Origin of the sequence: Steroidobacter agaridevorans (assembly GCF_009932555.1) — a bacterium.
Taxonomy (GTDB): domain Bacteria; phylum Pseudomonadota; class Gammaproteobacteria; order Steroidobacterales; family Steroidobacteraceae; genus Steroidobacter; species Steroidobacter agaridevorans.
The window spans coordinates 860629-877699 of the sequence record NZ_BLJO01000003.1; the positions used below are offsets into that span (position 1 = coordinate 860629).

Sequence of the window (17071 nt, forward strand, 5' to 3'; positions counted from 1 at the left end):
CGGTGTTACGTGCCGGGTGTTTGCAATCTGGCCGATGTTGGTTTGGTGATTTTCTGAAAGGCCAGCGACGAGCTTAGCAGAACGATCCGGCAGAAAAGGCCGGCTCGCGACGAAATGAAATAAAACGCAGCGAAGCTAACCAGGTCGACGGACGAAAGCGCACTAATAAGAATGCCGGGAGGGCCGCATGCGCTTACTGGTCACTACGTTCAATTCGCCCGACTACAACATGGACGAGGCCTTTCATTTCAAGAAGGCGGCGCTCGATTCCAAGTTGCTCGACACGGATCGTATGAGCGAATTGTGGAGTTCGTTTCCGCAAGAGCTTGGGCACACTGCTGCTGCGCCGGGTATCCGCGCCATCGAACGGCATGGCGCCAGATTGTTTTCATTTCTGTCACTGTCCTTGCACGCGGGCAAGGGCTGGAAGCGCCTGATCGAGCCGAAACACCTGCCGGTGCTGAAACGGTGGCTCGCATCGTTGTACGAGGAGCCGGTCGATTGCTGGGTGATCGGCGGCCATCACGACATTCGTTATGACCGGCCGGTCTGCTGGGGCGACGATGAGGTGGCCGATCTGGTCGGTTTTCACATCAACGAGCAGGACGAGTTGTGCTGGTTCGGCAGCCGCACGGCGAAAGCAGGCGAGGATCGCCTCGAACGCCTGCCGATGCGCGATGCGCGTGCCAAGCTTCGATCGGTCCGTCTGATGCTCGTCTTGGGCTGCAATGCGGTGCCCGTCGCGAGGTTTGGCGAGCATTGGGACAAGCCCATGGCGCAGCGTTGGCGGGAATGGCTGCGGCCGACCGGCGCCAAGCCGTTGATCATCGGATGGTTCAGCACCCAGTCGATGCCGCTCAACACGGAGAACCTGCACGCCGCGCCGAAGTTCTGGAGCAGCATGGCCGATCTGAAACGCGAGCTCAATCTCGGCGCGGACGCGCTCAAAGTACTTTGCGAACAATACCCGCTGCGAGTGGCGCAGGCCTGGGGAGATGCCTGCTATCACGCGTTCAACGCCAGTAAGAAACGTTCCAAGCTATGGGGCTTGAAGTGGCAGGGCGTGCCGCCGGTGAAAAAAGGGCAGTTCGGCAGCGGTTGCGGCGCTGTGTTGCCCGATGGCTCCATCTACCACGCCAATCACAAATATAGGGGGGGCGGCGCCGAGCAGCCGCTGATCCATGTGGGAGATCTGCCATGACTGCGTTGAACGTGCTTCGGCTTACAGCGCAGACCGATGCCGAGCTCGAGATCGGCGGCGACGGAATCACTTGGGACAGAGTGCTGACGAGCGGAGAGCTGACGGGATATGCCTGGGTCCGCCTGAAGATTTCCGAGAAACAATGGTTGCGTATCGACGCTGAGCCGCGGTCCAGCACGGCGCCGCCCAAGTGGCACGGCAACCAGTTGCCGCGCGAGTCGAAGCTGGAAGTCGACAGAAGATATCTCACACGACTGTCGAACGATCTGTGCCGGCTGACCGACGGCGCCCTCTGGCTGAAGTTTCATTGGCGCAATCCGCTGACGCCGGCGGGCGAGGGATTGTGGCTGGTGCTGACGATCGGCGCCTTCCAGAACGAGCCCCGACTCGGTCTGTACGTCAAGCCGACCGGCGATAGACCGCTGCCTTCCAGCCTGTTCTACGCTTTGAAGGAGTCGCCGCTCATCCAGCATTGGACCGAGCGCCCGTTCAAAGCGATCGAGCTGAATCCGAAACCAGAGGAGAATTTGTCGCTCATCTACTTCTCTTCGCTCGGTCGTGCCACGGTGCGTTACACCAGGGACACACTCGAGAAGGAATGTTTCGGTCGCTTGCTGAGAGATCGCGCGGGGCAGAGCGACAACGACGCTTGGCTCGCAGATGTCGGAGGCGAGCGCCGCGACGTGGACTTCGGCTTTGCGCCCGCGCCGCTCGATGTGGAGCGCGAGGAAATACCTCTGGTCGCGCGTTTCCAATTGGAAAAGGAAACGACCATCGCTGTGGGCAGCGCGGTTCTTGATGTCGAGCCTTCGCGTTTGCAGGCGGGAACTCTGGTTACACGTCAGTTGCAGTTGCAGTGCGCACGTCGTTACGCCGCCGACGGCATGCCTCAGCCCTCGTGGCTGATCGATTGGCACGACGTGCCAGGTGAGTTTCAAGGCGGAATGCAACAGAAACGGCTCACATTTGAAGGGCTGTGGCCAGTATTGACGCGTCACTATCCGTTGGGAATGGCAGCGGCGCGCTCGCGCAACCGCCTGACGTTCGCGCCCACCGGATTTAGTGCGGCGAAAGCCGTTACGCTGCGCTTCGACTATGAGGAGCACGTCGGGCGCGCCGATACAAGCCACGTCTTGCGATTGCGGCGGATCGACCTGCGCAAGAATGAGCTGTCGATACGTTTTGGTGGCGCGATCGATTCAAGCCGGCGCCCCCTCGCGCTCTCCTCGGTTTCTGTGACCCCGTCGGCCGACTCTGCGCGCGCCTTCGCCCCATTGGTGGCTGCGGTGTACCAGGCCCGCCCGGAACGGTTGCTCGTCGCCGATCTCACATCGGGCAAGGGCTCGGGAAACTGGGTTATCGGTGCGGTCGCGCTCGATGCCAAGCAGTTCGAGGGCGGTCAGCTCACTGTAACCCTGGAGCCCGACGCCGATCTATACGGTCAGGCGCCGGTGGGCATTGACATCGACTTACGTTTCTCCGGTTGCACGCTCGCGCCGGCAAGTCAGGATCCTGAGGCGGAGTTCGAGGTGTTGTCAGGCTGGTTGGAGCGAGAGCGTCCGATCGCGCTTTCCATCAGCGATGGGCTCACGGGCCTGCGCTTGCATATCAAGGAGCTCGCGAACGCCCGGCAGAGCCGGCTCATGCGATTGGGCTTGAGCTCACCGGTGCAGATCGAAAATCGAGAGACCGACGTCGTCGTGCTCGATCCAAGTCCGTTGACCGTGGCGCGCGTGGTCAGCGAGATAAAGGCGCCAGCGGACACGACTATCGCAGAATACACCGATGACAACGAACAGCCTGCGGAGTGGGTGTTCGCTTCGGATGGCGGATGGATGCAGCTCGTAGCGCCGCCGCAAGCCATCGGCGAAGAAATGATCAAGGGCAGGTTGTATTCGCGCAAGGGCGAGGCGCCCGAGCCGGTGCCCCGCGTTGGCAAGCCGTTCGATTTCAGACTGGCTGCGCCGACGCATTTGAAGCTGGATCGGACCGATATCGACACGGCGCGAACATTGGCGCCCTGGACGCTAAGGCGTTTGCTCAGCCAGCGACGCGGTGTCGTGGGCGTCAAGCTCGACTCAGCCGAGTTCGAATTGCTGTACGGCCTGCGCACCCGCGTCGAATCTCAGGGGCTGCGGATCGCGACGCTGGAAGCATTGATCGGCCGCGTGCCGTTTGCCGACGAGCTGTTGAATTTGTTTCGCGCCGAGCAGCACTCCGCGCAGCTTGCGATTGCAAGCTCGCAAAAGGTCCCGGCGTTACAGCAGCGGTTTGCCAGGCGCACTGCCGAGTGGATACGCGACCTTCTTTATTATCCCAGCGCGTGGCCGGTGTTTCGTGATTTCACTCATCGACAGCGACTGGCGCTCTCCGACGGTGTGCAATTCACATTGCGTCCCACGCGACAGAACGCCGACCCGTTCGACATCGACCGCTTCGCCATCGAGCATCCGCTCAGATCGGACTCGGAGGCGCGGGGTTACTCGGAGCTGGACAAGGCCGACACCGAGCGATTGCCGCTGCGTGGCGGTGTCGACTGGCCGTTTCAATCTCGGGAGATCTATCGCGAACTGCGAACCGAGCAGCTCAAGCCAGCTCCGGTGTGGGTGCCGGGCTCCGTTGAGGGCCTCGTGTTCGGCACGCTCGGCGGTACCGGAGAGCAGACCGCGGCATTTTGCAATGGCAAGACGATCGTCATCAGCAGTACGACGCATGGGCGGTTGAACTCGCTGACTCTGATTCGCGTTGGGCGTATCGCGATGCTGTGGAATCACGCGCGCCATGTCATCGTCTACGAGAGAACGAGCCGGACCGCGCCACGCTACGCCAAACAATCCGACCTGCCGGACGGCCAGGACGACTGGGATTGTCAGACCGGGGCTTTCGACGGTTACATGGCGCTTCGCAAGGTGCGCGAATACGTCGAAATCACACAGCCCCGGCGCACCTATCCCGACGTGGCGACGGATCGGCCCATCAGCGGGCCGTTCGTGCAATCGACGTTCGAGTCCGTCGTCATTCCTGTCAAGGCATCGTGGGGCCGCGACATCGCGGACGGCTGGATCATGCCTTTGCACGGCCCGACGGCGCCTGAGGAAACGAAGTTCTTCCCGCTGCCGAGAATCTTCCTCGAGTTCGCTCGTGCGGCGGATAAAGGAGAGGGGCGCGTCGCCCAGCAGGTGAAGAGTCCGGCGCAGCTGTTGTTCTTCACCTCAACGCGCCCGCAAGACAGCGGCGATACCGACGCGTGGCCCGCATGGCCGGATATCGACTATCCAACCATTGCCCGACCGGCGAGCCCGCCTCGGATGCCGTTCCGCTCGAGCTTCGCGCATACGACCAAACAGCCAGATGCGGCGCGTGCCGATTTCGGACACGAACGCTTCACGGTTGATTTGTTGCCTGCCGAAGAGGCCGTGAATCTGATGCACGGCCGTTCGGTGAGCGGTGTCGATGCACGCATGTTCAACGTTTCATTGGCTCGCGGACGGCCGCGCATCAAGCCGCTGCCGGATTCGTTACATGAAACGGTCGGGCGTGAGTTTGGTAGCGGCGCGACGGTGCTCGCCGATGGGATCAAGGAACTGCTGGCTGCAGTGAAAGCCGTCGCTGCCACTGCTCCAAGCACCCCTCTGGCCGACCAAGCGCAACTGATCAGCGATGCAAGCGCACTGCTCGGCGAGTTGCAGGAGAACTGCGTCAAGCCGATGGTGGCCGCCGTCAAGGACGGGAAGGAATTGCCCCAGCTCGTTCCTGGCTGGCAGGCAGCCCAGGCGCGGTTGTTGAAAGACTTCGATGCCAATGCGTCGCGCGCTCGGCAGGACTGGGGACAGCAGCTCGCTTTCAAGATCGATAGGAGCGCCCCGCTGGCCGAACTGAAGCGCCAGACTCAGGCGAGCGTCGAGTCGGTTTGCGAGCAAGCCTGTCGACGCATGGATGAAGTCGCGTTCGTGCCCGAACAGGCGCTCGAGGCGGCCGATGCCGCGATTCGCTCGCTCCAGCGTCGTCTGGATCAATTGTTCAAGAACATGATCGATGAAGGTCTGGCTGCGCTGAGCTGGACCAAGCAGCGTTATTTCGAATCGGCGTCGGCCGCGGGCGATCTCGACCGGCAATGGCGAACGCAGCTGCGCGGGCTGGCCGAGCGTTTAGCAAGCCTGGCGCGGGAAGCCGAGCAGTGGATCGAAGAGTTGCTGGGGCCGTTGTTCACGCGCCTCGGTGGCGACAAACGAATGTTTGCTGCGATCCGCGGAGCGCTGCAGGACTATGTGGTGCCGCTAGCGGATTGGTTACAGCAGACGGTAGAGGAGACTCCGCCCTTCGAACTGGGCGAGCCGGACTGGTCCCAGCTGGAGAACATTCTGACGGTCTTGAGCAGTTCCACTGAATGGTCCAAGGAACTGCTTGAAATCGAGTTGCCGCGTCTTTGGAATACGGATCAGCTCAAGGAAGGGGTGGCCGACTATTGGCGCAATCCGATCCTGCAGGCGCAGCAGCAGATTCGCGACAGTTGCGATGCCGTCCGCAAGGCGATCGAGGACATCGGCACTGTCGATGACCTCATCGCACAGTTGCCCGGTCATGTAGACGGATTCAAGCAGCTGATAGAAAACCAGTTCGCACCATTGTCCGGTGCGATCGACCAGGCACTGAAGAATTTGCAGAACAACGTCGGCTGGAAGGAGCTTGCCGGCCAATTTGCTCAGGCACAGAACTTTGTCGCCAATGCTGAACGGCAATTGCAGGAACTGGCGGATGTTTTCAGCGGCGTTGAGGACGCGCTGCATGACGTTGCGAATGAGGTGGCCGGCAAGGGCGCCGAGCTGCTCGACCAGCTAGGGGCCGCCGCGCGTCACATCGAGCATGCAGTGACGGAAGAGTTGCGGGATGCATTCAAGGTACCGCAGGACGAGATCGAAGCAGCCGCGCTGGAACTGACGCGCGCCCTCGCCGAAGGGCCGGTAACCGACGCCTTGCGCTGCTCGCGCGATGCGGTGGGCTACTACTACGAGTCGGCCAAAGAACTGCTCGACGTTACTCGCTCCAGCGCACTGTTCAACGATCTCGGTACGGCAGTACTGAATGCGCTGAGTATGCAATTGCCGTTCGATCGGATTCGCGATCGGCTGCTGCCGCAGTTGGCGGGTGTGAATGTGCGCGACCTGCTGCCGGATTTCGGCGGGCTCAAGCTGGAGCATCTGCTGCCCGAGCTGCGCATTCTCGAGGAGCAGAATCATGAATATGACTGGGTCAAGCTCAAGCACGGCTTCGACAAGGATCGCTTGACAGCCTGGGCCGACGTGCAAATCGATCGCGAATTCGACGAGACGCCCGATCTGTTCGTGCTGCCGCCGCTGGCGCTCAAGATCGGCACGCCGGTTTTCAGCGCGCGCAGTCGCCTCGAACTGGATGCCAAAGGTGGCAAACGTCAGACCGGACGCGCGTCGCTCAAAGCGGATTGGACCTTGACGTTGAGTGGCAAGCCCATCGTCACGATTCGTGAGGGCGAGCTGTACTACGACAGCGAGGGCGGCTTCGATTTTCGTTTCGACAGCGAGAACCTGGTGCTCGCCGAAGAGCTCAACTTCATTACCAATGCGATGAAGAGCCTGCTGCCGCAGGACGAAGGTTTGACCATCACGCCTTTGCTGCCAGCGGGCATCAGCGCGGAGCTGTCGCTGCCATTGCCGGATATCGGCACCGGTGCATTCACGCTCACCGGTGTGACGCTCTATACGCACTTCGATCTGCTGATCCAGGGCGGCTTCCAGGTGCGGACGGGGTTGTGGCTGAGTCGGCCGGATCGACCCTTCGGATTGGCGGTGCTGTTCCTCGGCGGCGGCGGCTGGTTCGGCGCGGATGTTTCTTACACTCCGCCGAAACAATTCGTCACGCGTGTCAGCATCGGCGTGTCGGCCGGCGCATTCGTCGCGCTCAACTTCGGTGTCGCGAGCGGCAGCGCCGGCATCCTGTTCACCGCAGGCGTCGATTTCTACCGTGACTGGAGTCGCCGCAACGGCACGACGGCGGTGTCGCTGGGCCTGCTGGTATGGGGCCAGTTCGGAATCATGGGAATTGCCAGTGCCTATCTGCGCCTGACCTTGCGTATCGAATATGTCAACGGCGGTATGAAGGGCTACGGTCGCATCCAGCTCTGTATCAAGATCTGCTGGTGCTTCAAGTTGCGCGTCAACAAGGCAATCACCAAGGACTTCAAGAAAGCGGGTAGCGGCAGCGTGAGGCCAGCTCCCGCGCCGGCGATCGCGGCGCTGGGCGCGCTGGCGATTCCCCCGGCGGCGGTGCTCAAACAATATGCGGACTTTGCAGCGCCGCCGATCGAGATGGCGGTCGATTTGTACTTCGCAGCCTTGGATGTGGAGATGGCGTCATGAGTCTGTCTATTGCGATCAGCAATCAGCTCGTGGGTCCGCGGGCCGCGGTCAAGCCGGACGCTGATGTTTGGTTTGCCATGCAAATCGCCGCCGGACTCGACCAGGAGCCGGCGGCGGGCACGGTCGAAGCGGCGGCCAAGGCCTGCTTGCCTTGGAACATTATCCGCTCCAATCCGCCGGTGCTGCGCGCTTTTCTGATCTTTCCCAAGGTACCAAACCCGCAGACCGTCGCGGTCAAGACGACACCGGCCGCGCCGAGCGCCGGCGTCTTCGATACGGAGTTATTAGACGCGATTCACAACGGCGCACTCGAGCTCCTCAAGCTGCCGAAGCTCCTGTTCTCTTGGCAGGGTGGGGACAGCGAGTCGACCACCGACGAACCCCGGTGGGCGCCGATCATGCAAAGTCTGGCGGCATTGTCTCCACCGCTGAATGGCATATGCCGGGCGGGGTGGTACGCGCAGATCGCGGGCAGCGATCTCTACGATGCCAGTGGGAAGTTGCACAAAGCGGTGGTCTTGATCGTGCCGGAGACGATTCACGATCAGCAGCTTGGCCAGGACCTGACGCTCGTGTCCCCGGTTGTACCGAATGATTGGGAAATCGGAGCTCCTCTGGAGCTGTCCTATGAGTCAGGCGGCGCGGTGTTAGCGACTCTGCGCACTCCTGGCGTCGAACTAGCACGGCTCGCTGTGTCGAGCACCTATGGCCTGGACGATTACTGGCTCGCGGTGACGGATGTACGCGGCAACTCCATCGCCGACGTCGATCGAAAAGTCGACCGTTCGCTCGATCCGGAGTTGCGCATCGAGTCGATCGATGTTGCGGAATTGCAGAGCGCGCTGAAGCTGGTCAGTCCGCATCCGCCGACTGAAGTTGTCCATCGCATGCCAGTACTGGCGCAACAGCTGCGTGCGTTCGCGGTCGAGCGTGCGCAGCTCGACAACGTCCTCGACCCGGATCCAACGCAGAACGAATATCTGCGTCGCGAGCGCGTAAAGCTGATCCTCGACGCTCTAATGGATCTACCCGCTGGCGCCGATCCGCTGCAGAAGTTGCGAGAGTCATTGCTCGAGCGCGGGCGGGCCTGGATGGTGGCGATGTGCGGGATCGGCACAGTAGCTCTGCGGGTTTCGGGGCATCTGGCGCATGACGAGACGCTGGAGTTCGATGACACGGTGCTCATGCCGCTGTTACATGAGTTCATCGCGCAGATGTTGCCCGCAGAGGAGCAGCCGCCCAAGCCACTGCTGCCGGGTGAGAAGATCGACTTCAGTGTAGGAAACAAAGCGCAGCGCCTGGTTCATGAAGATCATGACGATGTGATTTCCGGCGACGCTGCCTTGGTGGCTGAGGTCGGCGTGCTCGTGCGTCGCTCGCGTGTCGATAAGGCGCTGAAGGACATTCCATGGCAGCTGCTCACGGCTGGCGTGCCGGTGCTCGACAAACTCGGAGTGCTTTCGCGACGGCCGTGGGGCGCGGAGAAGGGCGAGCCGACATTGCCTCATCCGGATCTGGCAATTCCCTGCGGGTTGACCGCCGCATTCGTGGAAGGCTTGCTACGGCAGGATTATGAGTACGGCGGCACGGCCCTCATCGCGGGTAGTGCGCTCAACTTCGTGCATCGTCAGTCGGCGGCGGAGGAGCAACTCCTGGACGCGAATGCTTCGCGGCTCGCACCTTTGTCGTTTCAATCAACCATTGTCTTACGCGACGCTTCACCGCCGGTGGATATCGCATACACACTCGCGCCGCCGCTGCGCTACGGCGATCTCTACGAGTTTGCCGCATTCGTCATCGACAGGGTTGGCGGTTTACCGACCGAGTTGTCGGTTGCGAATGCGCCGTGGCAATTCGATCGCGCCAAGTTGGCAGCGACACTGTCCGCCCCTGGAGCCCAGAAGATCGAATTCAAGCGCCGGGTTCCAGTTGGCGAGATCAATGTGATGCCCGGCAAGCGCGGCGTAGACAACGGACGCAAGGCGAGTTGGCCAGCGATGCCGTCGTCGGTCTCGTTGCGGGTGCGTGACTGGCTGGTACGCAACGATGGAGCGGAAGGCACAGCGACAGTGCTGTTTGGCACGACCAAGATGCACGGTGTGCAGCGTGCGTATTCGTTCAGTGTCGAGCCGCCACGATTGGATGAGCATACGCTGCTGCGTTGGGTTATGCCGAAGCGAGGCAGCGCGGACGAACAAAACGAGGCTGAGCGACTGAGGAAGGAGCTGGCGCGCATCTTCAAGGATCGCGATGCGTTGCTGTCGGCTGCGGAAGCGGATCTCGACAGCGACGCGGGTCAATTGCAGGCCATCGAGCTTGCAGCCGGTTTGTTACCTCATGATCCAGCGGTCGCTGGCATTGCCGCGCGCGTGATCTACGTCGATGATAAAGATGCACAGACCAGCAGCCCGTGGCGCCTGCTGGGGCTGACTCCCGAGAGCGCGGGCTCTTTCATATGCCAGCCGTTGCAAATTCAGTGCTACGCGAGCGATCACGGCCCTTTACCGCCCAAGGATCTGGATGTCGCGATCCCCGAAGGCTGGTTCGCATGCATCGAGCTGCGGCCCGCTGTCGACAAGAGTACGTTCGACGAGCGCATGGATGCGGATGCCCTGAAAGGTTTGTATGAACCCGCCGTGATCGCGGGAAAGTCGCTGGTGCTGTTCGGTGCGACACGCATTGCTCTCGAACACGCTACCGCCCGATTGCCCGACGCGAAATCCTTGTACGACGCGATCGGGCTGACACTGGATCCGCAGGGCGCCGTGCAAGTGAAAATGGACGCGAGCAAGCTTGCCGACTGGAAGTTTGTCGATCGCTATACGTTGATGCGCGATCGCTGGGTATGGCGCAATCTGCCACTGCGGGATCCTGACGCGCCGTTGCCCGGCGCGGGCGAGCCATTGGCTCCGCAGTTGCCAGCGGCACTGGCGGATCCCGCAATTCGCGACTCGGATATCTGGGTACTCCGTTTCGATGCGCTGGCATCCATCGATCGTGGCTTCGTGGATCGTGGACAGGTGAGCGGCTCCGCGCCGCGAGTGGAAACGCTGGCCGCCGGCGGAGCCGTGTTGATTCATACGGACACACGCGACGCCGTAACCGCCGCCGATTATTTGCGGTTCGGATTGACCGTGCACTCACGATATGCGGGTGTGCTACCCGTGAGCGAAGCTTCGCGAGATGCCATCTCCGATGGAGACCCCGATTACGAAGCGCGGACTGGTAAGCGATGGCGTCGCATCGTTGCCGACTTCCGGGGCGATCCAAATGACATCAAGGCTCTCAAGGTGCTGTCGGTGCTGCCGCTCACCAAGCAGCCCCGACTCGATCCGCGCACCGGTAAACCGACTGCACCGGACGCGTCGAAGGCAACGCCTTTCCTGGTCGTGCTCGATGAAAGTTGGTATCGCGAATACGGCCAGGGCGAATGTTTGCAGGCACGCATCGTGCTCGAGACGCGGGAGATCGGCGAAGGCGAGGCCGGCGACAAGAAGGATCGTCCGTTCCGCGCCGGGCCGATTCCAGATCACTGGGTGTCGCCGGCCAACAGTGGCGAGCTGCCGTATTACGGCGGCAAGAAATCTACCGACGAGATCGAAAAGCAAAAGCCCAGCTATCTGCTCGACTGCTACGGACCTTTCGGATTCTCCTTCGATCGTTCCGGCAACGAAGCGCTCGCGACGGCGACGGCGTTCGTGGTCTATGTTCCAAAGGACGTCGGGCCGTATTGGAGTGTGTTCGTTCAGTTCCGTCGCCTGTTGCGGGGGCTGCGCACGCCCGCGGTGGCCGGCGGACCTTTGTTCGATGAACACGCCGGGCCCTGGTCCGATACGCATCCACTCTATACGCTGCCCGATTCCTCGACGTTGGCTTACACGCTCAAGCCGGACGTGTCCGGCGAGCCTGGCACGCTCGAACTGGCTCCCGACGGCGCAGGCAAATTCGCGCTGCGAAAGTTGAATCTGGCAATGCACCTGCGCCCATTCGACGCCGCCACCGGTCGCGATCCACATGCCGAGGTTGTGCAGCAGTATGTCTATGTGTTGCTGATCGGTCCTCTGGTCGCAGATGGCGGGCGCGCGCTGGAAATTCTATTGCCGTCTCACGCGCTGTGGCTGGATGGCTCTGTAGCGACCGTGCTGAAAGACAATTTGTCGCCGCCGCGCGGCCGCTGGGCCGGCCGCGTGCTGGAAATCAAACTCAACGGCCGCTACCCGGCCGGTACCGCGCCATTGCAACAGGCTGCCAGTTTGAAGAACCTGTTCGATCGTCTGCTGAAGCGGCAAGACGACCCAAAACAGCCGCACGATGCCCAAGGCATGGTGACGCGAATGTCTGCTCAGTTCGAAGTGCGCGTGAGTTGATGTAAATCGGCGGCTTCGCGAGCTGAGGTCGAAGATTGTTTTGAGGAAAGGATTGAGTGGCCGATTGACCCCGACAGGTCCGCGATGCCACCGGCCGACAGCAGTCATCCGAAGCTGGAATTCTCGGGCTTTCCGAGTAATTCCGAGGACTTCTAGCTCTTCTTGGCTGTCCTCGGAACAGGTGATGGTGGAGGCGGCGACCCTCCAAAATGCGCGGATCTGCGCTGAATTGCGCAAGATTCGCGGTTGAGACCAAAGAAAGTTCCCCCCGGAAATACCCCCGCTTTTGACTGCCTGCTGCCGTGAGCGGCCGCCGCCGGTGCGCAAACACCGACGACGACCTGGCCACAACAGCATCCAGAGGTGCAGTCATGGTTACGGATGATTCTATCCGTTTGCCGGCCGATGCCTATCTGCCGCTCATTGACGGGCGGCGGGGTGGGTCGGCATGAGCGATCAAGAGGATTCGGTAAGAGAGCGTCTCAACGGTCAGGTTCGGCGTCTGCAGAAGGCTGCCGCTGTCCTGGCGTGTATTCAGTACGTCGCAGAGTACGAGGAGGATTTCAAATTTAGTTTGGCCGACGCGGTCAGCGTCGTCGTGGAGATGGTCGAGGACGTGGCGGACGCGGTGAGTTTCATCGCGTCTGAGGTCGAGGCGGAGGTGCGGCCATGATCAAGCAGGAAAGCCGCGCCTACTTCAAAGCACTCGGCGCCCACGTCACGGAGATGCGAAAGGCGCGCGGCATGACTCAAGCGGAGCTGGCACGCGCTATAGGCATATCACAGCAAGCGGTATTCGCGTACGAACTTGGCGAGCGTCGTATCTCGGTCCTAGTGCTTGCCAAGCTCGCACGAATATTCTCGACCTCGGTCGAGGAACTCGTCGGCATGGCGAAGCTGCCACCTGTGCGAAAGGGGCGATTGTCTCCGCGCTGTATGAGGCATGCGGAGCGCTTACAGGCGCTGTCGAAGACTCAGCAGCGCTTCGTCGTGCGAATCATCGACGTGCTCGAAGACAGCAACGGCCGTCGGGGCGGTGCGCGATGACACACCGACCGATCACAGATGAGCTCGTCTGTCTGAAGCAAGCAATCGACCTCCTCAAGGTCGCGGAAGACTTGGTGCAACCGGAGAACATAGAGCGATACCCCGGCGCCATTGCCTCCGTCATCCGGTCGGCTCGAACGCTCGTGGAGGAGGTTCTCAAAGCGCTCACCGCGCACTTCGCCGCGCAAGGCCGTGCCCCGTGACCGACGCAGTGAGTGCCGCGCGCATTCGCGCGTATCGACGCGGCGTTTGTCGCAGATTTAAGAGCAGAAGTTGAGGGTGAGGGGGCGAATTGAAGGCGGTCAATGAGGGGCGGTCCCGGCATTGGGGTCGGGACCGATGCTTAACGTTCAAGATCGCAAATTGCGAGCTTAAAGAATGCCCGAGGCTCCCACGCAAAGGCGCCAATCAGGAGCGGCCCCGGCGCCGAGATCGGAACCGAGGCAACAACGGCTTCCAATCACAACCCCAGAAAAAGAAAAGGGGCTTGCCTGACGGTTTAGCCCCTTTTTTTTCGCCGTCCGCAGCCCGGCGGGGAGATGTTGAAATTGTACGAGGACGTTTCAAGAGGTCCAGGAGCAAAGAATGCCGAAGAATGAAGACATTGCGCTCGTGCCGATCGAGCAAATCGGCTCGTCGATCCTTCTGCTGCGAGGTTGCCGAGTCATGCTGGACCGCGACCTCGCAGCGATCTACGGCGTGAAGACCGGCCGCCTCAACGAGGCCGTCAAGCGTAACGTGGATCGATTTCCGGGGGATTTCATGTTCCAGCTCACGCGGGAGGAGGTCGAATCTTTAAGATCGCAAATTGCGATCTTAAAGACCGGACGAGGCTCCCACGTAAAATTCCTGCCGTACGCCTTTACGGAGCACGGAGCGATTCAGGCAGCCAATGTGCTGAACTCACCGCGCGCCGTGACCATGGGTATCCACGTCGTGCGCGCCTTCGTCAAATTGCGCGATCTGCTAGCTTCCAACAAGGAACTGGCGCAGAAGTTTGCCGAGCTGGAGCGCAAGCTAGCGACGCATGATCAAGCGATCACGGGAATACTGAAGGCCATCCACGAGCTGATGAACCCGCCGGCCCCGCGTCGCCGCGGTATTGGCTTCACTGCCGACATTTGACGCGAGTATCGATCTGAGCCTTGCAGCAGCCGGTCCAAGAGGTTTCCCAGGGGAGAGAGTCGCCAAGTGGTCCGCGTGCGCGGGCAGCTGTCGAGCACCGCGCCTGCGCAAAGTTCAGCGACCTGAAATCGTCAATCGCTGCCGCGCGGCCTTCGGCGGAACTCAGCAGCCACAGAGCGCGCGGACTCATGACGATAGTTTGCAAATCGCTGGGCGCTGGCGCATTCTCAGCCTCAACGATTATTCCCTGACGACGAGGGTATCGTCGTAACCCGCCTGCCCAACAGGCATCCCTAAGCAGCTTCAGACCAGGCAGAGCTGCGCAGCCGAAAAAGCTGTGGTCATGACTCATCACTCAGGCGCTGACGCCATTCTTCTCCAATCCGCTGTCCGGCGGTCGTCTCCTGCGGCAAACATTCTTATAACAACGTAAATATACAAAGCTGCGCCAACAGCAGCATTCCTCCACGCGTGCGTCACTGTCCTCGGCGAAGCCGGGAAAGTGACGCACACGGCCCACTGCCGCAACCTACTGTCACCACAACGCATTTCACCCATGCCGGGAAAGTGGCACCGCGTCCGCAACGGACGCAATCAACCATAGCTTCGCAACGAAGCACCTTCCGTCGATGTCAGCCACCGCGAACGGCCCTCACAGGGCAGCCTCGATCTCACGCTTACGTGTGAGCTACAGCACATGCCACCGGCACGTGCTGTGGTGAGGCCACGAAACTCAACAGACCGGACTAGCACATCCGACTGTTCGCGATGGAAGAAGGCAGGAAATGTTCCCTGCCGGGAATGCCCGGATGTGCGGATCGAGTAATGAGGAAAAGAGTGATGAGCAAGAAAACTGAGCTTCAAGCGGATCTCCAGAGGATCGGCTATCTATTGGGGCGTTCGCATGGAACACAGGAGAGCCGGAGCCAAACATTCAGAACGTTCGCCGGTGTCATGCGGGAAACAGGCTTCGGGATTCACAGTGCGGCGCAGATGGGCGGCAAACATTTGCAGGCGTACGTCGGCCATCGAAGCGAGAACGGCATCGCAAGCCGAACGCTAGCAAAGGAGATGGGCCATCTGCGTGCGGTATTGAGGCACATCGGCAAGCAAGGACTGGCGGACAATCCCGCATACAGCAATCGATCTCTCGGGATTGCCCAGGGCAGCCGCAAGGGCACCAAAGTGCCGCTGTCAGATGCTGAGATTCGCGCGTTTCAGGAGCGCGCGGAGCGATTAGGCAGGCCGGACATGGGAGCAATCTTGGAGCTGCAGCGAGCACTTGGGCTTCGCGAAATTGAAGCGGTCCGCGCCGGCCAGGGCGACACGCTTCACCGTTTGCATCGCGAGCTTATCGAACGAGGCAGTGCGAGCATCATCGATGGCACGAAGGGCGGACGCGTGCGCGAAGTACATCCTGCGGATGTGGGGCGGGCGCTGGCAGCTGTGCAGCGTGCGCTTGAGATATTGGAAACGAGTGGACGACGCTATCTCGTGGCGTGCGCCAAAGGCGTTGAAACCACGGGACTGGAACAAGCGGTGAACGCATATAGCAAATTCTGCGAACGAGCCAAGGTCCAAAGTCACGCTGCCCGCTATGCGTTCGCGGAGGAACGCATGCAGGCATATCGCAATCAAGGCTACAGTCAGCGCGAGGCGCTCATCCGGACCTCCCTGGATCTCGGCCACGGTGATGGTCGCGGGCGCTACGTCGCGAGCGTTTATGTCTGCAACGGTTAGGTCCGTCGCTGCAGCTGGTCGGCGATCCATTGATCTACCTCAACGGAGTCCCAACCAACCGCTCGCACTCCGATCCGCACCGGGCGAGGAAACTTGCCCTCGTCGATCAGTTTGTAGAGATGAGCACGCTTGAATCCGCACCGGGCTTCAACTTCTGGCCGACGCAGAATGCGGCGGTTTACTTCAGGGCTTTCAGCAGACATTCGGAAACCTCTGTGGCGACATGCCACGCGGGAAGGAGTCTGCTTTTCATCACGGTGGATCGGCGAGATTAAATCGGAGATGAGCGCGGACCGTATTGTTTGTGTCTGTGACATCGGTTCTCTTGAGTGGCGCCCAGGGAATGAGTCGAAGCGCGTCTCGGTGGTTCATCCCCAATCGGATCGGCGATTTCAGACAGTTCGCCGTTGGAGTAGCTGAGGGGGTGGGATTCGGTTGGGCGGATCCAGCTGTCACTGTGGGGACTATCTGCCCGGCTTGGTCCGCACGAGCGCCGCAGCAATATGCTATGAGAAAATAGATGTATCTCGCGCGCTGAGTGTCCCCTGTAATGATTTCCGACAGGCCCGTCGTCAGCTCGGGTCGTTATGTGATCTCATGCGTTGCTTGCCGCCTCCGTGTGGGTTTATGGTGCTTTGGAAGAACAGCTAACGTGCCAGGGCTCTAGGCTCCATCGAAAAATATGGGAGATACTGTGATTGCGTTGGGTGACATCTATGACAAGGACATTAATTTCCTCTTTGGCTCGGGGGCGTCGTTCGGGCTTCTTCCAACGCTAAGGCTAGGACTTCGCAAAGACGACGGTCAGCGCTGGACGCTGGAAGAGCTTGCAACCCATTTCGAGAACACGAATGATGGACGATACATCCCGCTGTTCATGCACTACTACACGTCATGCATACAACCTGCGCAACTTCTAGATGTTGGCTCCGTCGCAGACGATATCGGAAAGAATGTTCTTGAAAACTATCGGATATTCTTGCAGACGGTGCTGAGTATGCTTCAGCGGCGGCCAGCTCTCGTCCGGCGCTGCAATCTCTTTACGACAAACTACGACGGTTGCATCCCGCTCGTGGCTGACGATCTGCTTCGCCGTGGGTCGTATGACTTTGTTCTCAACGAGATCGCGTCCCTGGAAGTGGTGTACGAGTCGTGAGTTCTGGTTGGTTTGGACTCGTGCTCAGCTGACGACGGCCGAC

9 protein-coding genes are annotated in these 17071 nt (G+C 60.7%); 8 read left to right on the top strand and 1 reads right to left on the bottom strand.

Features of this window, described 5'->3' with window-relative positions:
* Positions 1–187: 187 nt before the first annotated feature.
* From GYH35_RS14640 to GYH35_RS14670, 7 genes are all read left to right on the top strand, one after another.
* The gene (locus GYH35_RS14640; RefSeq protein ID WP_161828821.1) at positions 188–1201 is read left to right on the top strand and encodes a hypothetical protein; all 1014 of its coding nucleotides are present in this window, start codon (positions 188–190) and stop codon (positions 1199–1201) included.
* On the top strand, positions 1198–7593 hold the full coding sequence (locus GYH35_RS14645) for an AAA family ATPase (protein WP_161828822.1): 6396 nt from the start codon (positions 1198–1200) through the stop codon (positions 7591–7593). Before GYH35_RS14640 ends, GYH35_RS14645 begins: the two co-directional genes overlap by 4 nt.
* Positions 7590–11960, top strand: coding sequence for a hypothetical protein (locus GYH35_RS14650; RefSeq protein ID WP_161828823.1), 4371 nt, complete (start codon positions 7590–7592; stop codon positions 11958–11960). Before GYH35_RS14645 ends, GYH35_RS14650 begins: the two co-directional genes overlap by 4 nt.
* Before the next feature lie 448 nt (positions 11961–12408).
* On the top strand, positions 12409–12633 hold the full coding sequence (locus tag GYH35_RS14655; protein ID WP_161828824.1) for a hypothetical protein: 225 nt from the start codon (positions 12409–12411) through the stop codon (positions 12631–12633).
* On the top strand, positions 12630–13007 hold the full coding sequence (locus GYH35_RS14660) for a helix-turn-helix transcriptional regulator (protein ID WP_161828825.1): 378 nt from the start codon (positions 12630–12632) through the stop codon (positions 13005–13007). The genes GYH35_RS14655 and GYH35_RS14660 overlap by 4 nt, the downstream gene beginning before the upstream one ends.
* Before the next feature lie 585 nt (positions 13008–13592).
* Positions 13593–14132, top strand: coding sequence for an ORF6N domain-containing protein (locus GYH35_RS14665; protein ID WP_161828826.1), 540 nt, complete (start codon positions 13593–13595; stop codon positions 14130–14132).
* An 840-nt stretch (positions 14133–14972) separates the two neighbouring features.
* On the top strand, positions 14973–15872 hold the full coding sequence (locus GYH35_RS14670) for an integrase domain-containing protein (protein WP_161828827.1): 900 nt from the start codon (positions 14973–14975) through the stop codon (positions 15870–15872).
* Here the strand turns inward: GYH35_RS14670 and GYH35_RS14675 are convergent.
* Positions 15869–16075, bottom strand: coding sequence for an AlpA family transcriptional regulator (locus tag GYH35_RS14675; RefSeq protein ID WP_161828828.1), 207 nt, complete (start codon positions 16073–16075; stop codon positions 15869–15871). The two genes, GYH35_RS14670 and GYH35_RS14675, sit on opposite strands and share 4 nt — an antisense overlap.
* Before the next feature lie 491 nt (positions 16076–16566).
* Here GYH35_RS14675 and GYH35_RS14680 point away from each other — a divergent pair, with 491 nt between their 5' ends.
* Positions 16567–17028: a hypothetical protein gene (locus GYH35_RS14680; protein WP_161828829.1), complete on the top strand. Its 462-nt coding sequence runs from the start codon at positions 16567–16569 to the stop codon at positions 17026–17028.
* Positions 17029–17071 lie beyond the last annotated feature (43 nt).